Source organism: Rhizobium sp. BR 317, from assembly GCF_047445835.1.
In the GTDB taxonomy this organism is placed as follows: Bacteria; Pseudomonadota; Alphaproteobacteria; order Rhizobiales; family Rhizobiaceae; genus Rhizobium; species Rhizobium paranaense.
Genome location: NZ_JARWLB010000030.1, coordinates 1 through 22,064 on the forward strand (window position 1 = coordinate 1; position 22,064 = coordinate 22,064).

Sequence of the window (22,064 nt, forward strand, 5' to 3'; positions counted from 1 at the left end):
GCATAGCGCAGTTGGATGGCGGCCTCGTCAATCACACCGCGATTCTATAGGCTTCAAACCAAAAGGGAATCCCGGCGCCGCAAAAAATCCAAAGCTGCGATTCCTTTATTTATCAACAGTTCCTTAGCTTGTTGTTTCAGTTGAAATCCCGAATCGGGAGCTGCATCAAGCGCCGCTTTGCTTTCCGATTGCAAAGCGCTCAACGACTTGGCTCCCCGCACCTGCTTCCAATTTTGAGGCTACTGCCGTCCTTCGGTCGCTCGGTGCAAAAGGACACCCAACAGGTCGCATTTTCCTGAAGTCCTCCTTACGCCCTGCACAAAATCTGCAAGCGAGCCCGGCAATGTGTTGCCATGATCAAAAACAACACCCCGCCGCACGCCACATCCTCAAACCTTCCAGATCGCATCCGCAATGATGGATGGTGGCTGACAGACGATTGCCGGGCTAGCTGGATCAATCCTCGCCCAGTCCCAGCGGCCACGCTCGTCGGAACCGAAGCGAAATGTCAGAAAGAGAATCTCAGTGCAGATGACAGATAAATTGGACTACCGGAATGTCCGTCCACGCAGCACCAACCGGCTCGCCATTGTCGTCGCGGTCGTGGTGCTTTCGGATTTCCTGATCTTCGGCCAAACGCCTGGTCTCAACTTTTTCCTTTTTGCGATCTTGGTTACCGCCGCCATTCTCGTATCAGCAGCAAAGCAGCGGCATTTCTCGACGGCGGCCTGGTGCCTGGGCATTTCCGCATTCGCCTCAGCACCGCTGCTCGAGGCTCCTTCTCTCATGGGGATAGCCGTCTCACTTGGCGCGATCCTGTGTGTCGCGCTTGTGAACGCGAAGCTCGTACCCCGGCGGCTAACCCGTCTTCCCCTAGTGCTTTGCCGCTTTGTCCTCGTTGTCCCGATACGGCTTGTGCAGGATTACCGAAAGTATCTCAACTCGCACACTGAACGCTCGATCCTTACCGCGACCCGGCAATATCTAGGCACCTGGATGGTGCCGCTCATTCTCGCATCCATCTTCCTGTTCCTCTTCGCAACAGCCAATCCGCTGATAGAGCACGTGCTTCACGACATCGATTTCGCGTTCCTGCTGCCATTTATGGATTTCTGGCGCATCGGCTTCTGGGTGAGCGTAGCGGCGTTTGTGTGGGCCATGCTGCGACCGCGACTGACGCGCCGGACGCTAAGGGCCACGGCCGATCGCAAGGCTCCGGACCATGCAGAGAACAAGTTTCTCAACCAGGGCTCCTTGCTGCGCTCCCTTATCCTATTCAATGCGTTGTTTGCCGTGGAGAGCCTGCTCGACCTCATCTATCTCTGGGGTGGCGCAGCGCTGCCCGATGGCATGAGCCATGCGGATTATGCTCATCGCGGCGCCTATCCCCTGATCGCCACCGCGCTGCTTGCCGCCGGTTTCGTTCTTCTCGCCATGCGCCGGGATGGCCCGGGAAATAAGAGTCCTTTAATTCGCGGCCTCATTCATGTCTGGATCGGTCAGAATATCCTTCTCTGCCTGTCGTCGATCCTGCGGCTCGAACTGTACGTCGAGGCGTACTCGTTGACGGAATTGCGGGTTGCCGCCGGGATATGGATGGGCCTCGTCGCCGTTGGCCTTGTCTTGATCTGGTTGCGCATCCTGTTGAACCGGTCCAATGAATGGCTGAACGCCATGAATATCGCGATCTTGGCAGGCGTCCTCTATCTCAGTGCCTTCATCGATTTTCCGGCCTTCATTGCGCCATTTAATGTTGCGCACTGCCAGGAGCTAACGCACGAAGGCGTGCCGCTGGACGTCGACTACCTGTCTTCATTGGGGCCATCGGCTATCCCAGCGCTCGACAACTACCTTTCCTCGCTGCCCCACGATGCCGTAGACAAAATGCGTGCTGCGCAGTCGATCAGACAATCGCTTGCCCATGACTTTGAACGCCGCTCCCATGATTGGCGAAGCTGGACATTCCGCGCGGCGCGGATTGAAGCCTATCTTTACTCATCTGCCACCAATGCAAGATAAACGGAGAAGGATAGGACCGACAAAGAGTATTTTAGGGGCCGGACATGGCGCAGCGCATCCTCGTCGTCGACGACGAACCCCATATCCGCGACGTCATCTGTTTCGCCCTGGAGCGCGCCGGCATGATGCCGACGATCGCCCGGAACGGCAGCGAGGCGATGATGGCCTTCCATCGCGGCGGCATCGACCTCATCGTTCTCGACATCGGCATGCCTGGCATGGACGGTTTGGAGGTTTGCCGCCAGATACGCAGAACGTCGGGGCTTCCGATCCTGTTTCTGTCGGCAAGAGACGAGGAGATCGACCGGGTGCTGGGCCTTGAGATCGGCGGCGATGACTATGTCACCAAGCCATTCAGTCCCCGCGAACTGGTCGCGCGCGTCAAAGTTATCCTAAAGCGCAGCGGCGATGGCGACAAACCGGACATAGGTGAGCTCGTATTGGTCGCAGGAGACCTCAGACTTGATCGGGCTGCCAGGGCAGTGACCTTCGGTGACACCATGATCGCGGCAACCGCGCTTGAATTCTCCATTCTCGACACGCTGCTTTCGCGCCCCAACATGGTGTTCAGCCGTGAACAGTTGATGGAGGCGGCATATGGCGCCAGCACCTATGTGGCCGATCGCACGATCGATAGCCATATCCGCAACATCCGGGCAAAGTTTGCAGCCGTTGGGGCGTCCGGCATAATCACGACCGTTCATGGCATCGGTTTCAAGCTGAACGGTGATCTCCCGAGGAAAGCCTGATGCGGACGCCCAAGGTCAAGACGAAATGGCGCCCGCCGCTTGCACTTATCGTCTATGCGGTGCTGCTCGCCGTCATGGCGCTGCCAACCCTGATCATTGTCTGGTTTCGCGCCATGGAAAGCACCTCGGCCCGATTGGCGCCCTCAGAAATCGGCGCGCTTGTCGTGGTCTTGGGATTGACCCTGGCGGTCGCCTACGTCTTGACACGCGCCGTCACCGCGCCGATCAACGCCCTCATCGTTCGCACGGACGAAATCGCCCGTGGAGGCAAAACTGCCATCCGACCGCTCAAGAGCTATGGCACACAAGAGATCGCTACCCTGTCGCAGAGCTTCCTGGACCTCGCCGGCAAGCTGGTCGATCGCACCGAGTATGTCCGCTCCTTTGCCGCGCATGTGTCCCACGAACTCAAGTCTCCTTTGACGGCGATCAGGGGTGCCGCAGAGTTGCTTCGTGACGACGATGCCGGCCAACCAATGTCGCAGGCTCAGCGCTTGCGTTTCCTTGGCAATATCATCGCCGATGCCGAGCGACTTGATACGCTTTTGCTAAGGTTGCGAGAGCTTGCGCATGCGGAGCTTCCGATAGCCAAAGGTCAGATGAGCGTTGAAGGCATCGTATCCATTCTACGTCAGCGTTTTCCGGCACTGGATGTTGCCATCGACGGAAACACGCAACTTACTTTCGCTTTGCCAACCGAGGCCGCTGGCATCGTCTTTGCCAATCTCGCGGAGAACGCACTTCAGCATGGCGCGGTGCGACTAACTCTGGCTGCGACCGCCAGCGACCAGAAGGTCACCCTGCTCGTGAGAGACGACGGCAGCGGCATCTCTGACGCCAATCGCGGACAGATTTTCCAACCGTTCTTCTCCACCCGGCGCGAACACGGCGGAACGGGCATGGGGCTCGACATCGTCCGCACGATGCTTGGGGCATATGGCGGCACAATAAAGTTGAACGACAGCATCGGCGGCACGGAATTTGAGGTCGCCATCCCAATTGCTCACAGCATGAAATAATTGGAACTGATGGCCGCGTCTGGGTTCATGTCCGTGCCACCACAGAGGGCATTCGACTTGATCGGACCGGCATCGCCGATTACTCAAACCTCGTAGAATGGGTCAGGAAGCTAAGCCGATCCTGGCAGAATTGAAGCTTGATTTGCATGAGGAGCACCATGTCAACCGATAAGACCGACGCCGCCTTCAGCACCTGGTACATCGATCCGGACGCGGAAGATAAGATGGCAGACGGGCATGCGCCAATCTGGCGGCACCTGATCGACTTGATCGTCGAGAAGGACCTGAGCGCCAAAAGCGTGCTTGATTTCGGGTGCAATCAAGGCGGTCTCCTTCGGCATCTTTACGCCATGCGGCCGTTTCAGAAGGCGCTCGGCATCGACATCGCCGAAGCCTCGATCGCACGGGCCGAATCCTTGAAAGGAAATCTTCCGGTACAGCACCAGGTCGGCAGCTCGCTTCTCGGATGGGACGGAGAGTTCGATCTGGCGATCAGCCATGAAGTGATCTACCTCATTCCAGATATCGCGGCCCACGCTACGGACATCTTCCGCTCGCTGAAGACGGGCGGCGTCTACTACGCGGTCACCGGTTGCCACACGAACAATCCACTCTGGCCGAAGTGGCGGACCTTGGTCGCCGAACGCACCAACACCGTCGTCCAGGATCGTTCCATCACGGATTATGCGAAGGTGTTTCAGACCACCGGCTTCACGGTCTCCGCACGCAAGCTCGAGTTCGACGGCTTCCTTCCCTATTCCGAAAGCACCTGGACGCCAGACTTTGCCGACGCCCTCGACTACTATACCCAGATGAAGATCGTCTTTCGCTTGGTCAAGCCGTAACAGAGCTGCGTTTCACCAGCTCGACGCTTACACTTTCCCTTGCTTCCAATCAGCGCTCAAGTCGCTGGCATTCAACAAAAGCTTAGTCGATCCGTGCCGGCCCCGCGCGCCCAACGCCGAGGTCCGTGGGAATGTCCCAGAGGCTATCGCCGGCACGGGTAGCGGAGGGCGCTCGCGCATCTGGATTTCAGACGGTTTCTATACGGAATATGCGATGGCGCAGGCGCGCAAACTCATCATCTTCCACGAGGCCTTCGCAGAGATCGAAGGGCGGGCGTCAAAAATGGAAGACGAGGATTGTGCCGTTTTTTCATAGCTTTGGCTCGGCCTGTCTTTTTGTCGACTGCCATTGAGGTCTTCCTCCTGTGTGGAATGGCCTAGTTGGCTAGGCATTTATTGCGCGAATCCCCGTCTGACGACGGGGTCAATCTGAAGCGATCTCGACCGAGGCAAGAAGAGTCGAGCGGGCGGTCTTCAGATGCAGGCCGCAGGCCTGGCGTGCCTGTTCCAAGTCTCCACTCTTTAGCGCCGCGATATAGGCGAGATGCTCGTTCATCGCGACGTGGTTGCGCTGCCGCTCGTCCTTCTTGTTCCATTGATAGTGGTAGTGAAAGATCACTGACATCACGCCCTGGATATTTATAAAAAACCGATTGGGGGCCGTACCGTTGACCAGCCGGTGGAAGCGGTGGTCGAGATCGGAAAAATCGCGGTAGCGCCGGTCGATGTCGGCCAGCATTTCCCGGTGCTCCTGTTCGAGCAGCGCCAGCATACGCCAGGCGACATGATCGCGCGGCAGCGCTACGAAACGCTCTACTGCCCGGAATTCCATGAATTCACGCATGTCGAAAAGCTCGGCCACGAAATCCACGGTGAGACCGAGCGCCTTCCAGCGTCCGTTGCTCTGCCGCTCCAGCAGGCCAAAATGGCTGAACGTGTTAAGGCATTCGCGGATTGCGGTGGTGGAAACGCCGAATTGGCGGGCGAGATCAAGCGCGTTGACGCTCTGGCCGGGGCGGCAGTCGGGCCCTACCATCCACGTCATGAACTTGCGCTCCACAATTTCCGCCAATGGCCCAAGGTCGGTTTCCGACAGATAATCCTCTGCACGCGGCCGGCGCAGGAGCACTTTTGAACGGCCATTGAGCGCAACGATACCGCTGTTCGCAAACTCTGCGAGCACGGCGCGTAGCGTCGTGCGGCTGACACCGAGTTCGGACGCAAGTGTCGGCTCCGACGCAAGTGCCGAGCCCGGCGAAGCCCGTGCCAGAACGTCGAGACATTGATTGAATGTCCGTTTGTAAAGCGTGTTCGTTTTCATGCCGCCCCTTCGGCTGCGTTGTTTTTTTCTGTGATTTTTTTATAAAAAAAACAGATTGCCCGCCAGAATAATGTCTTTTATACAAAAAAAACAGACCTGCTGTATGGAAGGAGGAGTTCATGCAAGCAGATATTGGATGCGTGAGGCATCCTTATACCCTTTCCTATCCCTGTCCTGCGTCCCACACTGGCGGCCTTCCGGTATCATGCCGATGACCGGGCTCATTCTCCAATTTGGTACGAGCCGTTTCCTCCAGGCTCATGCGGATCTGTTCCTGCATGAGGCGCGGGAAGCGGGTCAGGACGTACCGCCTGTCGTCATCGTCCAGACCTCAGGATCGGCAGAACGAGCTGGTCGCCTTGCGGCCTTTTCCGATCCGGCGGGCTTTCCTGTCGTCATCCGCGGCCTTGAGAACGGCACGGCCGTCGAACGCCGCGTAGCGGTGAAGAGTGTGTCGCGCGGCCTTTCGACCGCCCGCGACTGGGCGGAGGTCGTCGACCTTTTTGCAGACAAGGCCGATTTCGTCCTCTCCAACACGGGTGATGCCGGCTATGCGGTCACCCCTGGCGAGGCCTCATCGGGCCTCGGGGCTGACACGCCACTTGCCTCCTTTCCCGGCAAGCTCGCCCAGCTTCTTTACGCCCGTTGGCAGCGCGGCGGACGACCGCTGACGGTGCTGCCCTGCGAACTCATCAACCGCAACGGGCCGGTGTTGAAGGCCGTTGTGCGAGAGCTGGCAGCAACGGCCAATGCCCCTGCGGATTTCATGCGCTTCCTCGAGCAAGATGTGCTCTTCGCCAACACGCTGGTCGACCGTATCGTCTCTGAGCCGATCGAGCCTGCGGGCGCCGTGGCGGAACCTTATGCTCTCTGGGCGATCGAATGTGCGCCGAGCCTGCGCCTCCCTTGTGAGCATCCGTCCATCGTGCTGACAGATGATCTGGAACCCTACGAGCGGCTAAAGCTGCACATCCTCAATCTCGGCCACAGCGTGCTTGCCGATATCTGGCAGTACGAGGGACGTCCGGCGGACGAGACCGTGCGCGCCATCCTCGCCGACCCCAGCATCGCCCCGCGCCTCGAGGCGATCTACCGCGACGAAGTCCTGCCCGGTTTCACCGCACGCGGCATGGAGGACGCGGCACGCGCCTATGTTGCCACCACAATGGACCGTTTCCGCAATCCCTATCTTGATCACCGCATTGCCGACATCGCCGGCAATCATGCACTGAAGGTCGAGCGGCGTATCGCTGCCTTCCTTGATTGGACCAACGCACAGGCGCCCGTCCTTTCCTCCATCGTTTCCCGGCAGAGGGCAGCGATATGAGCTACACCTTCGACTTTTCGGCCCTCTTGCCTTACTGGCCGGCCTTCTTGCAGGGTGTCTGGCTTACGCTGAAGCTCTCCGCGCTTGCGACGATCTTCGGTTTCGTCGTCGGTACGCTCTGCGCCATCGCGCGGGCAGACGGCCCTTCCTGGCTGAAAATTCTGGTGGCGATCTATGTCGAGACGATCCGCAACACACCCCTGCTGGTGCAGATCTTCCTCGTTTATTTCGGCTTCGCCTCGATGGGTCTTAAGGTAACGGCGAACACGGCAGCCGTCGCGGCCCTTGTGGTCAATGTCGGCGCCTATACCTGCGAGATCGTGCGCGCGGGCCTCGAATCCATCCATAAATCGCAGTTGGAAGCCGCCGAATGTCTCGGCCTGACGCGCGCTCAGACCTATTGGCACGTCGTCATTCGCCCGGCAATAGAGCGGGTCTATCCAGCACTAACCAGCCAGTACGTGCTCCTGATGCTCGCCTCATCGATTACGTCGCAGATTTCCGCCGAGGAACTGACAGCGGTGGCAAACCGCATCCAGTCGGATACGTTCCGCTCCTTCGAGACCTATATCGTCACTGGGGTTCTCTACATCGCCCTCTCCTTCGTGGTGCGAATGGCGTTCGTCCTGTTCGGCCTCGTCATCTTCCCCCGCCGGCGCACGCTCGGCACGGCCATCTGACGAGGAGCAGGACATGTCACTCACACCCGTCCATATCCAATTCATCGCCGTCGGTGCGCTCTGGACTATCGGCCTCTCGGTCGTCGCCTTTATCGGGGGTTCCATCCTTGGTTTCGCGCTGGCGCTCGCCCGGATCTCGCCAAGTCCGCTCGTACGGCGGCTTGCCAGCGGCTATATCCAGATCGTGCAGGGTACGCCGCTGCTCGTCACGCTCTTCCTGTTTTATTTCGGCCTTGCCGTCATCGGCTTCGATAGCCTGCCCGCTATCGTCGCGGCCGGTCTCGGCCTCGTCGTCTATTCCTCCGCCTTCCTCGCGGAAATCTGGCGCGGCTGCCTGCAATCCGTGCCGAAGACCCAGTGGGAGGCGGCCGAATGCCTGGCGCTCACTCGCTGGCAGCGCATGACGCGAGTAATCCTACCGCAGGCCATGCGCATCGCCACGGCGCCGACGGTCGGCTTCCTGGTGCAGATCGTCAAGAATACCTCGCTCGCCTCGGTCGTCGGCTTCGTCGAGCTCGCGCAAGCCGGCAAGCTCGTCAACAACACGATCTTCGAGCCCTTCATGGTGTTCATTATCGTCGCCGCCTTCTACTTCGTTATCTGCTACCCCCTCTCGGCCTGGAGCCGCCGCCTGGAAAGGAAACTCAATGTCGGCCGTCGTTAGCGTCAGCAACGTGCACAAGAGCTTCGGGGCCTTGCCGGTCCTGAAGGGGGTAAGCTTCGAAGTCGGCGCCGGCGAGGTGGTCGCTGTGATCGGCGCGTCGGGCTCCGGCAAGTCAACGGCGCTGCGCTGCATCAACGCGCTCGAAACCATCGACAGCGGCGAGATTGTCGTATGCGACCATAAGATTCACGACGCGGCACTCGACCGGCGAGCGCTGCGGCGAGACGTCGGCATCGTCTTCCAGAGCTATAATCTCTTCCCACACCTGACGGTGGCGCAGAACATCATGCTCGCGCCGACCTGCGTGAAAAATATGGGCAAGGCCGCAGCCCGAACTCTCGCCGAGCAGGTGCTGGCGAAGGTCGGCCTCGCGGAGAAGGCGGACAATTACCCCGAGCAGCTTTCCGGCGGCCAGCAGCAGCGCGTTGCGATTGCCCGCTCGCTCGCCATGCAGCCGAAGCTGATGCTGTTCGACGAGGTAACCTCGGCGCTTGACCCGCAACTCACCGGCGAAGTGCTGCGTGTCATGGAGGATCTCGCCCGCGGCGGCATGAGCATGATCCTCGTCACCCACGAAATGGCCTTCGCCCGCAAGGTGGCGAGCAAGGTGATCTTCATGCATCAGGGCAAGGTCTGGGAGACCGGCCCGGGGTCGATGCTCGGCAGTCCGCAAACGAAGGAACTCACCGAGTTCCTCAGCAACGACCTCTAGTCCATCGAAACATCTCAAGGAGGAGATCGAGAAATGAAACGCAGAACCCTGATGACCGGCGCTTTGGTGCTCGCCCTCTTTGGCGCCGCCCCGGCGGTAGCCGCGGCCGACACGCTGAGCGACATCAAAACACGCGGCACGCTGCGCGCGGCCATCGACCTCGGCTCGCCGCCCTTCGGCATGCAGGACGCCAACATGCAGCCGACCGGCTCAGAAGTGGAAAGCGCCAAGCTGCTCGCCGATCATCTTGGCGTGAAACTTGAAATCGTCGAGGTAACGAGCCCGAACCGTATTCCCTTCTTGCTCACCAATAAGGCCGACGTAGTCATCGCCTCCCTTTCTATCAGCGACGAGCGCAAGAAGGTGATCGACTTCGCCGACCCGCATGGCGTCATTCAGATCATTGCTGCGGCGCCCAAGGCGGTCGAAATCAAGGCGTTGGAGGACCTCAAGGGCAAGGATGTCGCCACGACCCGCGGCACTACCAATGACAAGGAGGCAACGGCACAGGCGACTGGAGCCAACATCGTACGCTACGACGACGATGCAACGCTCGTCACCGCGCTCGTTTCCGACCAGAACAACATCATGATCTCTGCGCCGCAGATCATGAACACCGTTAACAAGCGTCGGACGAACGACCCGCTGGAGGTCAAGTTCGTGCTCAAGGTGAACCCCTATGCAGTCGGCCTGCGCAAGGGCGACGACGCGCTCAAGGCCGCGGTCAACGACTGGGTCAAAACAGATCTCGCCAACGGCAAGCTGAACGCGATCTACAAGAAGTACAACAACGTCGACCTTCCGGCGGAAATGCCGAAGCCATAAGCGAATAAAACGGGCGGCCGGCTCTCGGTCGCCCGATACGTCCCGCTCATGCGGTCCGTTTCCCAATGAAATGGAAAGCGAGGGGATTTTTACGATAAACGGCGGCCGTCTGATGGCGCTGCCCTCCCCTTCAGACAACAGGAAGATACCCATGAAAGCGCTTTTCTGCGAGGAACCCGGCCGTCTCACGCTCGTCTCCCGTCCTGCCCCGCAGCGCAGCGCAGGCGAGGTTCTCGTCCGCATCCGCCATGTCGGCATCTGCGGCACAGATTTTCACATCTTCGCCGGCAAGCATCCCTTTCTTGAGTATCCGCGTATCATGGGCCACGAACTTTCCGGCACGGTAGAGGAAGTCCCGGAAGGCAGCCGCCTCAAGGTGGGAGAGCCCGTCTATATCGTGCCCTATCTTTCCTGTGGCAGTTGCCATGCCTGCCGAAAGGAACTGACGAACGCCTGCCAGTCGATCCGCGTGCTCGGCGTGCATTGCGATGGCGGCATGGCCGAATATGTCTCGGTGCCCGAGGCCAATGTCGTGCCGACGGGCGGCATCGCGCTCGACGATGCGGCGATGATCGAATTCCTGGCGATCGGCGCACACGGCGTCAAGCGCGGCGCGATCACCGCCGCCGACCGCGTGCTCGTCACCGGTTCCGGCCCGATCGGCATGTCAGCCATCATCTTCGCCAAGGCACGCGGGGCGAACGTGACCGTCATGGACACGCGCGCCGATCGCCTCACCTTCGCCACTGACAGGCTCGGCGCCGATGCCGCGATGCTTGCCGACACCTCCGCCGAGGCGGAAGCAAACCGCCTGACCGGCGGCGACGGCTTTGACGTGGTGATCGACGCAACCGGCAATGCCGGCCCTATCGAACGCGGCTTCCGGTTCCTTGCCCACGGCGCGCGCTATGTGCTGCTCTCCGTTGTACGGCAGGATATTACCTTCTCCGATCCGGAGTTCCACAAACGCGAAGCGACCCTTCTCGCCAGCCGCAATGCGCAGCCGGACGACTTTGCCGAGGTCGTGCGCCAGATCGAGGCGGGCCGCGTACCGACCCGCGCGCTCAACACCCACCGCGGCCGCCTGGAAGACGGCACGGGACTGCTGGTAGAATGGGCCCGTCCCGAAGCAGGTGTGATCAAAGCGATCTTGGATGTCTGAGGCAATAAACGCGAAGAAGACCCTTCGGCTCAATCCGTGCCGAGCGACACTCAACGACAGGACTTCGATGGGGAAGTGTGCTGCGAATTTTTAATCTCGACCGGATATCCGCGCCGGCGCCGATCAACAGCGCTTCGGATCCGGTGGCCGCGGTTGCTCGGGCGTGTTTCCGAGCGCCCCACCTCATGGCCTCCAGGTTAGCAGACCTTAAGGACCGCGATCATCCTGACGCGCATGACCCCTTCAGAATGAACCACAACTGAATGGTGTCTTCAGCATCGGTTCCAACGACAGTTTCTAAAAGGAAGATGTTCAACCGGTACCGTCTGCCAAAGGAGACGCAGTCATGATCCGTAGTTCTTTCATTGCAACCGCACTCGTCGCAATCGTCGGCATTGCCACCGCAGCCCCCGCCATGGCCAACGATGTGCGCATCGAACAATATGGCTGGTCCAATTCGGCCGGTGGTGCCCAACAAGGGTTCAGAAACCGGATCAGAGTCTACCAGAATGGTGGTTACAACAGGATGGTCGGCCAGCAATATGGTAGCCACAACCTTTCCGCCGTCGGCCAGGAAGGCAACGGCAACTATGGCGCCACCTATCAGAATGGCGACCACAATGTTGCCGGTATCGGCCAGTTCGGTTCCAACCATACCACCATCCTTACGCAGGACGGCAACGGCAACATCGCCGCCGGGGTTCAGGTGGGACATGGCTGCAATGCCAATGTCAGCCAGGGCGGCAGCGGCAACGTCGCTGCCTTCGTCCAGGCCTGCCCGTAACCTGCAAGCATTGATGGAACGTCAAGGAGACGAACCATGCCAAATGTCGTCAATCAGCCGCGCCGTCTTATGACGGCGCTCGCTTTGGTCCTTCTCCCCGCCGGCGCGCTGGCGGCCATGGTTGCGACCGACCAATCCAATGGGGGCCTGCGTTGCGAGATCCGCATCACGCCGGAGGCAGGCATGGTCACGTTGGAGGCGCTTGCCCGTACTGACAAGCGCGTCAGCGGCACCTATGCCTTCCATGTCGAAAGTGTCGGAGGCACAGGCGGCTCCAATATCGATCAGAGTGGTGCCTTCGATGCCTCTCCAGGGCGCGCCGCCACACTCGGTTCCGTCTCGCTCAGCTCCAAAGCTGGCGCCTACGACGCCACGCTTGATGTCACCGCTGACAGCAACACCATCCGGTGTACGCGGCGGATCGATGCCGCGAACTGAGCATATTCGCAAAATTCACCACAAAGGGCGCCAGGTTTCCGGCACCCTTTGTGGTGTCAGCCGCTCTCGGACATGACCGATTGATAAATGATAGCTGAACAATGAATTCCGATTGGGTTCAGCCGCAAAATGCGAGGGTTGGCCATTGGCTTGAGGACAGCCGGAAAATGGAGACCAAGATGACCCCGAAAATGTTCAAGATCGTTACCGTCGCTCTTCTTGCCGGCAGCATCGGCCAGGCGGCTTTGTCGCTGCCAGCCTATGCCGGCGGCCGGATCTCCGTAAACTTCGCTCCGGCCAATGCCGAAGACGCTGGTACCTTTGCGACCGGTCTCCGTTTTTACTCGTTGTATCGCGGCCTGCGCGATGGCGATATCCGACAGTCCGGCCATGGCAATGTTGCCGGCCTGGCTCAGAACGGCCGAGGCAATCTCGGCATTATCCAGCAGCGGGGCAACGGCCACTCCGCAACCTTGCAGCAGAACGGCAACGACAATGCTTACGGCATTTTCCAGTACGGGAAACACACCAGCACCGATGTGGTGCAGGATGGCGATGGCGGAAGCGGCGCTACCTTCAGCTATGGTTGGTAGCGGCAGACGAGTTCTTGTGCCCCGCTAATCGTAGTCAGAGCATTTCGTCCGATCCGTCGGCGACGCCGACGTGGTGCCGATAGACCATTCCCCAGCCTTTCCAACCGGTGAACAGGAGGATGAGGACGACGATGAGCGACAGGACAAGGCCAACCGGCATGACCGCCGCATCGCCGTGAGCATAGCGCGAGTACCAGTTGTAAAGCTCGATCACGACGACGAGGACGTTACCGCCGGCGTGAAACCATAAGTCCCGGAGGTTGCGGATCTGGGCGTCCCCCAGGACATCGGTGAGGCCGGCAAGGGCGGCCAGCGCGGCCATCACCAGCCCGGCCCCAAGCAGCCAGAGCGAGCCAGTGAACCAGGCTGTATTACCGGTTCGCCAGAAGATGAGGTCGCAAAGGAAGGTCGCGACGAAGAAGGCAATAGGGAACGGTACTAGCATTGCATGGACCGGATGGCCGGCAATGCTCGCCGTGCTGTGCGGATTGTGGGTGATCATGCCCTGGGCCATCGTATGCCTCCCGAAGGCGTGGCGAGCGCCGCCATCAGACCACATCACAACGTATGACGGGTTTGGCAGCAAACTTGCCGATACATTCTGAACTCCGGTTGCACGGGAATGTTCCACACCTTCGCGTACGCGGGGCGCTTCTGGTAGGTGCTATCTGATCATGCGACAGGTGGGGCAATTTGAACGGCGACAGCCGCAAAATTTCATCGCGCTGCCTCTGCATTTGCATGGACGCGGGCGAAGGCGAGTGCGTCGGCGTAGGCGGCATCATCGGGGAAAGCGCGCCGTGGCAGAAGAACAGCCTGGCGGCTCGTGAGGCTCATCAGGAAGAAAGTCCGGCCTTCGATAACTCGCTTGATTGCCGACCATTTGATAGTCGAAGCCATATTCGGTGCTCGGAAGGCAACCTCCGTTTCATCCAGCTCAACCTCATGCCGCTGCCCGGCTGTCGGCATTTTCCTGAACAAGAAATAAGCGAACAAACCAGTTATCCAATGCCCGAACAACGCGACAAGCACCACCACCATGCAGACGCTGTAGATCCAGATTGGCACCTCGCCGGACGCAAGCGCCTTAACGACCTCAAACAACGTCGCAAAATACCCATCCTCAGAATCCATTCCGGCCCAAGTGCCGACGAGAAGTGCCACGAGAACAAGAGCAACGGCGCGAAACAGCCGACGAGGCAATGGGCGACGGCTTAGCGCAACCGACATCAGGACATAGTCGTTTCGAGTAAAGCCATATGAAACTATTAAGGCCAATTCAGTTCATTCTCTAAAGGTTCATGTTCAAGTGAAACGGGACCACACGAAAAGAGTGCGGAATGCCAATGATTTCAATGCCCGTCCTTTGCGACAGCATCCTTTGGGATGCCATCGGTCAGGTTCTTCCGGTGGAAGATGAAGAGGCCGGCAAGCACGATGATGATCGATCCAACGATTATCTGGGCGTCCGGAATGTCGCCGAAGAACAGAAAGCCCAGGGCGATCGCCCAGATCAGCAGGCTGTATTGCAGCGGCGCGAGCAGTGAGGCCGGCGCGAGTTTTAAGGAACGGGTGATCAGCAAATGGGCGCCGCCGGCGATGGCGCCGAGTGCCAGCATGGCCGCGAAATCGAGTGTCGAGGCGGAACGCCAATTGCCGATGCTGAGAACCAAACCTGTGGCCAGAGCGCCGAGCGTCTGCCAAGCGACCAGGGTTGCATCGCTCGTCTGCCGCAGTCGACGTCCAAGGACCAGCGTGAGCGCGAATCCAAGGCTCCCGCCAAGGCCGAAAATCGATGGCCAGGAGAACATTGCCGCGGAAGGTCTGAGCGCGATCAGCACCCCGATGAAGCCGACGAAAACGGCCAGCCACCGCCGCCAGCCGATGCGTTCACCAAGGAAGAAATGCGAGATTGCGGCAACGTAGATAGGGCCAGCCATGTAGAAGGTTATGACATCGGCAAGCGGCAAATAGGCGACAGCGGCATAGAAGAGAGCAACATCGGCAGTCGTCATGACGATCCGCAGGATCTGCAGGGGCGGCCGTTCGAGACGGAAGAGTGCATCACTTCCCTGCCGCGCGATCATCGGCGCGAGAACAATGAAGGAACCGAACGAGCGCACCACTAGAATTTGGCCGACCGAGAAACTTGCAACCAGCCATTTGCCCATGGCATCGTTCAGCGAAAACATGAAATCGCCGAGAAGCATCAGAAGCACACCGGCAAGCACGAGGTTGCCGCCCGTGCCGACCCTGCTAAAATTCATGATCTTTCCTCAAGCTAGTTCAAGTTTCTCCTGGCCGGCTTTACCCGGTTTCGCCCCTTCCCCGCAAGGCGCATATATGCGCATTCAAACGCCCTGAAGGTCTTTCACGGATTCGAAGGAAGTTCGTCCAGGCGTACGCCACCGTCGACATAAGAGCAGTGCGCGAGCTCTCCGATCCGGGCACAAGGCGAGAACTCATTGAGGAACTCGGCACGTCAGCAGAAATTATTGGCTATGGCTGAACACGTTTGAGTTGTCATGCGCATTGATTTGGCCTGCAGTGATTCGCCAGAAACTCGCCGCGTTTGAAACTATAAAGAATTGATATTCATCAATTTTGCTGCTTGAAACCTTCGATTGCCATCACTTCGCCTAGTCCTAAAAGCGCACCAATATCCGAATTACGAAAAGACGAGCGATCGACGGATATAGCAACAATAAACTGTTAATTTCTTGCGCCGCAAAACTTCGTCATCGTGTGCATGACGCAGAGCGATGTTTTGGGCTTTGGCGAGCCGCATGACAGCATCTCGCAGGCGATTTTGAGAGAATAGTAATGCTGTCATATATTTCGTCCCGCATCGGCGCCAAACTGGCCGCGCTTTCTGTCTGTAGCATCGCCATGGTAACGGTCATGCTTTTCATCGTGTGGCAAGGTGGCCTCGCGGTGGAAGAACGCTCGACTTATCTGAAAAGCCAACTGATTGTTTCCCGCAATTTGGTTGATGCCAAGGCAGCGATGCGCGGCATGCAAGTCGGCGTGCGAGATCTGCGTCTTGCCTCCTCCCCGGAGGAAATCACCAGTGCTGTCGACTCCATTACCACCCGTAACAAGTCGGTTATCAATTATCTGGACGAGGCCTTGGGCGGGTTGCAATTACAGGTCAACAGAGACCGGATTGAAAAGCTCAAAGCATTGACCGGAAGCTATCTTACGACTGCGGCCGACATGATCGAGGTCATAAAGGCGGAGGCGCAGATCAAAGGTGAAGACCCCGTCCTCGAAGGACGAGAAAGAGAAATCCAGGCAAAACTGTTCGCAACCACAGTCGAGATATCGAAATTGCTTGATGAGGGCGTTGAAGCGGCGAAGACGATGGCGACGCAGGCTGACAGCGATGCAACTGAGGCCGAAACACTCGCCTTACGGCTCAATATTGGCGTCGGCCTGTTGACTATGGCGGCCCTGATCGCGTCCGCCGTGCTGGGTGTCAAGGCCATTGCGCAACCGATCTCCGCGTTGACGGGCAGCATGAGGACATTGGCCGACGGACACCTTGATGCGAACGTTCCCTACGTCGGTCGCCCTGACGAAATCGGTGCGATGGCGCGCGCGGTCGAGATATTTAAACAGAACGGCATCAAGGTGCGCGAGCTGAATGCGCAGGAAGCAGCGTTGCAGGCAAAGAGTGCAGACCTGCAGTCAAGCATCAGCACCGTCGTGTCGGCGGCGGTTGCCGGCGACTTCACGCAGCGTATCACCAAGGCTTATGACAATGCCGATCTCGACCGCTTCGCAGCCGGTGTCAACGAGCTGGTGGCGTCTGTCGACAACGGCATCACCGAGACCCGCCGTGTCGTCGCCGCGCTGGCCGAGGGCGATTTGACGGAAAGCATGAGGGGCGAGTTCCAGGGGGCCTTTGGTGAGCTCAAGGACAACGTCAACGCGACGATGGACAATCTACGCTCCGTGCTCGGCGAGGTACGCGCTGCCATCGATACGATCAATGGCGGTGCAGGTGAGATGCGGATAGCGTCCGGCGACCTTTCCAAACGCACGGAGCAGCAAGCTGCCTCGCTGGAAGAAACCTCCTCGGCGCTCGAGGAAATCACGGTCGCGGTAAAGAACTCGACCGAGCGTGCCCTTGAGGCAAGCCACATGGTCGACGAAGCGCGCAGAAGCACCGAGCAGTCGAGCGCCGTGGTCAAAGATGCGGTCTCGGCGATGGGACGAATCGAGCAGGCTTCGGGCGAGATCGGCCAGATCATCAATGTCATCGATGAGATCGCTTTCCAGACCAACCTGCTTGCTCTGAATGCCGGGGTCGAGGCGGCGCGCGCCGGCGAGGCTGGAAAGGGTTTTGCCGTCGTCGCTCAGGAAGTGCGCGAACTGGCGCAACGGTCGGCCAATGCGGCCAAGGACATCAAGATGCTGATCAACCGGTCAGGCGAAGAGGTCCATTCCGGCGTCAAGCTGGTGACGGCGACCGGCGAAGCGCTGACGCTGATTGAGGGTCACGTGGTCAAGATCAACGGGCATGTGCATTCGATCGCCACCGCTGCCAAGGAACAGTCGACGGGTCTCTCTGAAGTCTCGACCGCCGTCAACCAGATGGATCAGGTGACGCAGCAGAATGCGGCGATGGTGGAGGAATCGACGGCTGCGACGAACCGGTTGGCCGACGAGGCGGCGAACCTTTCCCGGCTGATCGCCCGCTTCAAGATCGAAGTGAGAGCCACCCCGCGCACTGCCGTTGCAGACAGCAAACCGGTCGCCTCGCCTGCTCGGGCACTCACGCGCAAGCTCGCTGGCGCCTTCGGCGGCAAGGCGGCAACCGCGACAGCGACCAAGGAATGGGAGGAATTCTGATGGAGGCGACATCTTCAGCCCAAAGTCAGGCGACGACATTCGAAATCATCGCCTTCAATCTCGGTGAGCAGCAGTTCTGCATCAAGACGACCTCCATCCGGGAAATCCGGGGGTGGGCGGCGGCAACACCGCTGCCCCACGCTCCGGCCCACGTTCTCGGCGTCATGAACCTGCGCGGTTCTGTCATCCCCGTCATCGACCTGGCGGCGCGCCTTGGCGTCACCGGCACTATCGACAGCAGCCGCAGCGCCATCGTCGTTGTGGAAGTGGGAACAGGTATCCTCGGTCTCGTGGTCGACCAGGTCTCGGATATCCTGTCGATCAGCACCGACGGTATTCAGCCGGTGCCCGATTTTGGTGCGGCCTACGACCCCGCATATTCACATGGTATCATCCCCCTTGAACGCGGCATGGTGTGCTTTCTCAACCTCGATCACATGTTCGCAAATCTTGAGGTGGCCTCAGCCGCATGACAGCCCTTATTCGCCGGCTCCCGTATGGACAGACGCGGATGGGGGCCGGCAAATCGCCAGACATGGATCGCAGATCCGCCGAGAGCAGGTTCAATAAGTCGGGAAGCACGATGTTACGGCAATGGGCACCTGCACCGAGGGCAACAAGGGAACGGCGATCGTATAGGTATAGGATGCCGTAACATTCTGTCCGCATGTGTCTTGAGTCACTGAAAACACGCTGGGATCTATGTTAAGCCCATAAGCCTGGTCGGCTGCATATGCCTGGATTGAGCTTTCATCCGGACAGGTGGTGTGCATCAGGCTCGCACATCGGGCGCTGAGATCGACGGCATGTTGCAATCCCAATTGGGTCCATAGAAAAAGTCCAAATTGAGCGATGGAAAATACAAGAATGAAGAAGAGGGGAGCAGTCAGGGCAAACTCGACTGCGCTCGTTCCCTCAACCTCCCTCGCAAGACGACGAATCATTGAACCCTCGCTGTTGCCGTTGACTGCAGGGCAAACGATGCGGGCACGAAGGGAAGCGTGATATACGGCACGTAGGTCGCGGCGGCCGAGGCAGAAACATAGGTGCCCGCTCGCGATCCGTCCGAACAGACATCGGAGCACGCCGTGCTGGCGATGCCTTGACCGCTGGGGCAACCGCAAAATTTCGACGGAGCAGGCGCCGCCGAGATGACGGCAGAGCCGGTACCTCTTGTGATGACATTCGACATGGCGGAACTATCGAAGCCGCGAGCCAAAGCATATTGCAGACCGCGCTGAGCAGCATTCTCCACCTGCGCCTGCTGGAGCAGTGCGAACGAATAGTCGACAAGTCCAAATGTCATCGCAATCAAAACCGGCAGCATGATCGCCAGGTCGACGGCGACCGTGCCGTGCTGTTCACTGAGCAAGTCCCGACAGAGCCTTCTCCGAATCCGCGTCGGTATTGCCCGAGCGGGTGAACCCAGCCGCCCCTCGGCGACGAGCATCCCGGAGTGCGATACTTCAGTTGGTATCGTTGTTTTTACAGCCATCGTTCTCCTCACTCGACCAGTTTGCCGGCGGCGCCGCCGATGGCGCGGGTCGGATAAGCACTGCAATCGATGGATAGGTTGGAGTTGCCGGTAAAGGTGACCGTATCCGCGATAATCTTGATGCAGGCATTTGTCGCGGTGTTGCCCCCCGAGTAGCTGACGGCCGCCTTTGGCAGATAGATCGATCCCGCCAAACTCTGGGTCGCACCGCCATTAAAGCTGAAGGCCGTGCCGACCGGCATGTTACGGTCACCGAAAATGACGATACCGGCCGTGTCTCCCGTCAGCGGTGGCGTGAGATCCAGGATCGCCCCACCATTGATCGACGCGGTGCCATAATTGCTTCCCGTACTGGAGGTGAAGACGATCGTGACACCGTGGCCGATCAAAGTCGCGCCACCATTGACCTTCAGATTGGCGCGATCGAGAATGTAGATCCCGGGGTCAAGCGTGAGGACTGCGCCGGCGTTCACCGTAATATCGCCGCAATAGACACCTGGATCGAGTGCGGTCTTCCCCTTGATGTTTTGCTTGCCGTTGGTCGTGCAACCCGAGTAGGTCGGCATCTGAACGTCGGCATAAGGGTCCGTAAGAGGCCAAATTCCGGTCGCCGTTCCCTCGCTCGCTTTAATGCCGCTAAGACCGTTAATGCCGCCGGCAGCCCCGACAGACAGCGCTTGGATCAGCGCAGAACCGCCGACACTAACCGACGTGGGACTATTCGAATTCGAGACCAAGCTGCAGTTATTCAGCGTCACCGTGGTTGAACCCTGAGCCGAGGCGGCAGCACTTGCGGTCTGATCAAGCGCCAGGACGCAGGCGTTGCCCGCATTCGCGATGGCAACGGATCTTGTCGAAACGACGAAAGCCTGCTGCCAAAGCGCAGAGAACAGCACGTCCATCGGTTGTTGCGCGACGACTTCGATCGCCGAATTATTTCCAGCGTAGGATCCCTGCGTCGGAGGGCGATGGATCGATATCACCACGTTATTCTGGCCATTAACCAGCCCATAGCTCGCCGCTATCGCATTGACCTGGGACTGAACCGGCCCGTCGCCGCTGCTGGTATAGGCCGCCGCGCCGCTCACAGCGGCGGCATCGGTTGCCGACTGCATCTTCTGTTGCTTGTAGGTCCACAGCCCATAATCCGTGCCGAGCCCCATCAAACCGATCAGAACCGGGAGCGACAAAGCAAAGATGATCAGGTAAGCACCGGACGAATCGTGAATGAAGTCCACGATTGCCTTCCGGTGGCGCGAGCCAACAGGAAGTCGAAGCATTGTCCCCCCTTAAATTATACGGAAAATCCGTCGGAGGACTGTGCGGCTTAATTCTTTATTTTTCTCTTTTTTAAGAAGTTCGAATTGAACAGAAAACAGTAAAATTAAACGGGTGGAAGAGAAGCTGAGTTTTCAGACTATCACTTGGTTCAATGAGCCAATGGGCGAAGAAGTGAGACAGCCTCGCAGGCGTCTTCGCCCCCCGCTTTTTTATGTCTGATGTTTGCTCTTGAAACCGTTGTCCTACCATTCAAGCCGCTGCTTTCGCTATGCTAGCGAACGCCAAGATATGATCGATAGCGAGAGTATTGGGCCATGGCTTCCGGTGCGAGCTCGAGAAGCTCCTTCGAGCCGGGACGCCCCAGAAGACGGATGAAAATCGGTCTGGGCTTATCGACTTGTGTAACTTCCAGATAGGCGGACTCAAGCGGGCGCTTGGTGAGCCAGGTCGGATCGTGTCCGAAGGCAACCTTGAGTTTGGCCCGATCGAGCCGATACTCGACGGATAGCGGTCCGGTGCAACTCGTCTCGACGATCGATGTGGAGTCCAAGAGAACTGCCGTCGTCGTTCGCAAAAGACCACAGGTGGCCGCAACTACGGCAAAGATTGAGGCCCAGATGGCCCAAACAATGACCCGCCTCCGCGTCAAAAATGGCGGGCGGTCAATCGTTTCGACAACCGGACCATATCGATTAGGCCTGCGAACGGATGCCGAGAGGCTCGCAACGATCGCGATCTGTGCCAGGTAGGTGGTCACAAATACCGCCCCCATCCGCTGGCTGCAGTCGAAGCTCGAGAAAAAGCCGCTGTCCAAGACTACCATCACCCTACTCCGGTTTGCGCGACATCCTAGCGCGCCATGCCGAATGAACTCTTACTTCGTAAGCTCGGGCGATCGAAAACGAGGACTGGCGGACGCTGACTTGCGGAAGGATCGTGACGTCGTCCGCATTGATCTCCAAAACAAGAAGAATCCCGAATGGCGCTTGACTGTGCAGGAGCTGCAGTTGACTTCGATCATCTCGGCAATCGGATCAATTGGCTCCGACAGAAGGCCGTAAATCCGGTCAGGAAGGCGGCTGATCTTGGGGCCGTAAGCAGGTTGAACGGCGTGCGTGGAACCTGCATCTCGCGGAAGCATCTGCTCCTCGACGACCGACGGATTGGTGATGGTCAAAAATCGCAAGCCATTTGGCCTGTCCAGCCGAGACTAACTTCTGACGACCTTAAGGAAGCGCAAATGCAAGTGTTATAGGCTGAGAACGCTGAAATTAACTGCTTAACCGCGTTCGC

The 22,064-nt window shown here is 58.9% G+C and carries 24 protein-coding genes; 15 read left to right on the plus strand and 9 right to left on the minus strand.

Features of this window, described 5'->3' with window-relative positions; all coding sequences use genetic code 11:
* Positions 1-53: 53 nt before the first annotated feature.
* The gene (locus QD357_RS29130; RefSeq protein ID WP_414125627.1) at positions 54-203 is read right to left on the minus strand and encodes a hypothetical protein; all 150 of its coding nucleotides are present in this window, start codon (positions 201-203) and stop codon (positions 54-56) included.
* 328 nt (positions 204-531) lie between these two features.
* Here QD357_RS29130 and QD357_RS29135 point away from each other — a divergent pair, with 328 nt between their 5' ends.
* The 4 genes from QD357_RS29135 to QD357_RS29150 all read left to right on the plus strand — a co-directional run bounded on the left by QD357_RS29135 (position 532) and on the right by QD357_RS29150 (position 4,632).
* Positions 532-2,019, plus strand: coding sequence for a DUF4173 domain-containing protein (locus tag QD357_RS29135; RefSeq protein ID WP_414125628.1), 1,488 nt, complete (start codon positions 532-534; stop codon positions 2,017-2,019).
* A gap of 44 nt (positions 2,020-2,063) precedes the next feature.
* Positions 2,064-2,768, plus strand: a complete 705-nt coding sequence (locus QD357_RS29140) for a response regulator (protein ID WP_183938714.1) — start codon at positions 2,064-2,066, stop codon at positions 2,766-2,768.
* Entirely contained in the window at positions 2,768-3,787 is a 1,020-nt protein-coding gene (locus tag QD357_RS29145; protein ID WP_183938713.1) for a sensor histidine kinase, read from the plus strand. The genes QD357_RS29140 and QD357_RS29145 overlap by 1 nt, the downstream gene beginning before the upstream one ends.
* 158 nt (positions 3,788-3,945) lie before the next feature.
* A complete protein-coding gene (locus QD357_RS29150) occupies positions 3,946-4,632 on the plus strand; it encodes a class I SAM-dependent methyltransferase (protein ID WP_414125629.1) in 687 nt (228 codons plus the stop codon).
* Positions 4,633-5,056: 424 nt separating this feature from the next.
* On the opposite strand, the gene QD357_RS29155 is transcribed toward QD357_RS29150, so the two are convergent.
* Positions 5,057-5,953: a GntR family transcriptional regulator gene (locus QD357_RS29155; RefSeq protein WP_183938711.1), complete on the minus strand. Its 897-nt coding sequence runs from the start codon at positions 5,951-5,953 to the stop codon at positions 5,057-5,059.
* A 211-nt stretch (positions 5,954-6,164) separates the two neighbouring features.
* Here QD357_RS29155 and QD357_RS29160 point away from each other — a divergent pair, with 211 nt between their 5' ends.
* The 9 genes from QD357_RS29160 to QD357_RS29200 all read left to right on the plus strand — a co-directional run bounded on the left by QD357_RS29160 (position 6,165) and on the right by QD357_RS29200 (position 13,138).
* On the plus strand, positions 6,165-7,280 hold the full coding sequence (locus tag QD357_RS29160) for a mannitol dehydrogenase family protein (protein WP_414125630.1): 1,116 nt from the start codon (positions 6,165-6,167) through the stop codon (positions 7,278-7,280).
* On the plus strand, positions 7,277-7,960 hold the full coding sequence (locus QD357_RS29165) for an amino acid ABC transporter permease (RefSeq protein ID WP_183938709.1): 684 nt from the start codon (positions 7,277-7,279) through the stop codon (positions 7,958-7,960). Before QD357_RS29160 ends, QD357_RS29165 begins: the two co-directional genes overlap by 4 nt.
* A gap of 13 nt (positions 7,961-7,973) precedes the next feature.
* Entirely contained in the window at positions 7,974-8,624 is a 651-nt protein-coding gene (locus tag QD357_RS29170) for an amino acid ABC transporter permease (RefSeq protein WP_183938708.1), read from the plus strand.
* The gene (locus QD357_RS29175) at positions 8,608-9,336 is read left to right on the plus strand and encodes an amino acid ABC transporter ATP-binding protein (RefSeq protein WP_183938707.1); all 729 of its coding nucleotides are present in this window, start codon (positions 8,608-8,610) and stop codon (positions 9,334-9,336) included. The genes QD357_RS29170 and QD357_RS29175 overlap by 17 nt, the downstream gene beginning before the upstream one ends.
* 33 nt (positions 9,337-9,369) lie before the next feature.
* Positions 9,370-10,161, plus strand: a complete 792-nt coding sequence (locus QD357_RS29180) for a transporter substrate-binding domain-containing protein (protein ID WP_183938706.1) — start codon at positions 9,370-9,372, stop codon at positions 10,159-10,161.
* Positions 10,162-10,312: 151 nt separating this feature from the next.
* On the plus strand, positions 10,313-11,323 hold the full coding sequence (locus QD357_RS29185; RefSeq protein WP_183938705.1) for a zinc-binding alcohol dehydrogenase family protein: 1,011 nt from the start codon (positions 10,313-10,315) through the stop codon (positions 11,321-11,323).
* Positions 11,324-11,669: 346 nt separating this feature from the next.
* Positions 11,670-12,107 carry a curlin gene (locus tag QD357_RS29190; protein WP_183938704.1) on the plus strand — a complete coding sequence of 146 codons (438 nt, stop codon included), beginning with the start codon at positions 11,670-11,672 and terminating at the stop codon, positions 12,105-12,107.
* 36 nt (positions 12,108-12,143) lie between these two features.
* The gene (csgH, locus tag QD357_RS29195; protein ID WP_183938703.1) at positions 12,144-12,545 is read left to right on the plus strand and encodes a curli-like amyloid fiber formation chaperone CsgH; all 402 of its coding nucleotides are present in this window, start codon (positions 12,144-12,146) and stop codon (positions 12,543-12,545) included.
* 179 nt (positions 12,546-12,724) lie between these two features.
* Positions 12,725-13,138: a curlin gene (locus tag QD357_RS29200; protein WP_414125631.1), complete on the plus strand. Its 414-nt coding sequence runs from the start codon at positions 12,725-12,727 to the stop codon at positions 13,136-13,138.
* A 34-nt stretch (positions 13,139-13,172) separates the two neighbouring features.
* On the opposite strand, the gene QD357_RS29205 is transcribed toward QD357_RS29200, so the two are convergent.
* From QD357_RS29205 to QD357_RS29215, 3 genes are all read right to left on the minus strand, one after another.
* Entirely contained in the window at positions 13,173-13,652 is a 480-nt protein-coding gene (locus QD357_RS29205) for a DUF2231 domain-containing protein (RefSeq protein ID WP_246451338.1), read from the minus strand.
* Positions 13,653-13,855: 203 nt separating this feature from the next.
* On the minus strand, positions 13,856-14,368 hold the full coding sequence (locus tag QD357_RS29210; RefSeq protein ID WP_414125632.1) for a YcxB family protein: 513 nt from the start codon (positions 14,366-14,368) through the stop codon (positions 13,856-13,858).
* A gap of 122 nt (positions 14,369-14,490) precedes the next feature.
* Complete coding sequence (locus QD357_RS29215) at positions 14,491-15,405, minus strand: DMT family transporter (RefSeq protein ID WP_183938700.1); 915 nt, start codon at positions 15,403-15,405, stop codon at positions 14,491-14,493.
* Between the two features lie 556 nt (positions 15,406-15,961).
* Between QD357_RS29215 and QD357_RS29220 the strand changes: the two genes are divergently transcribed.
* Together QD357_RS29220 and QD357_RS29225 are read left to right on the plus strand one after the other, a co-directional pair.
* The gene (locus QD357_RS29220) at positions 15,962-17,995 is read left to right on the plus strand and encodes a methyl-accepting chemotaxis protein (protein WP_414125633.1); all 2,034 of its coding nucleotides are present in this window, start codon (positions 15,962-15,964) and stop codon (positions 17,993-17,995) included.
* Complete coding sequence (locus QD357_RS29225; RefSeq protein WP_183938698.1) at positions 17,995-18,468, plus strand: chemotaxis protein CheW; 474 nt, start codon at positions 17,995-17,997, stop codon at positions 18,466-18,468. The genes QD357_RS29220 and QD357_RS29225 overlap by 1 nt, the downstream gene beginning before the upstream one ends.
* Before the next feature lie 90 nt (positions 18,469-18,558).
* On the opposite strand, the gene QD357_RS29230 is transcribed toward QD357_RS29225, so the two are convergent.
* The 4 genes from QD357_RS29230 to QD357_RS29245 all read right to left on the minus strand — a co-directional run bounded on the left by QD357_RS29230 (position 18,559) and on the right by QD357_RS29245 (position 21,585).
* The gene (locus QD357_RS29230) at positions 18,559-18,939 is read right to left on the minus strand and encodes a TadE/TadG family type IV pilus assembly protein (RefSeq protein WP_183938697.1); all 381 of its coding nucleotides are present in this window, start codon (positions 18,937-18,939) and stop codon (positions 18,559-18,561) included.
* Complete coding sequence (locus QD357_RS29235; RefSeq protein ID WP_414125634.1) at positions 18,936-19,367, minus strand: TadE/TadG family type IV pilus assembly protein; 432 nt, start codon at positions 19,365-19,367, stop codon at positions 18,936-18,938. The genes QD357_RS29230 and QD357_RS29235 overlap by 4 nt, the downstream gene beginning before the upstream one ends.
* Before the next feature lie 131 nt (positions 19,368-19,498).
* The gene (locus tag QD357_RS29240) at positions 19,499-20,728 is read right to left on the minus strand and encodes a TadE/TadG family type IV pilus assembly protein (protein WP_343069973.1); all 1,230 of its coding nucleotides are present in this window, start codon (positions 20,726-20,728) and stop codon (positions 19,499-19,501) included.
* A 314-nt stretch (positions 20,729-21,042) separates the two neighbouring features.
* Positions 21,043-21,585: a hypothetical protein gene (locus QD357_RS29245; protein WP_183938694.1), complete on the minus strand. Its 543-nt coding sequence runs from the start codon at positions 21,583-21,585 to the stop codon at positions 21,043-21,045.
* Positions 21,586-22,064: the final 479 nt, after the last annotated feature.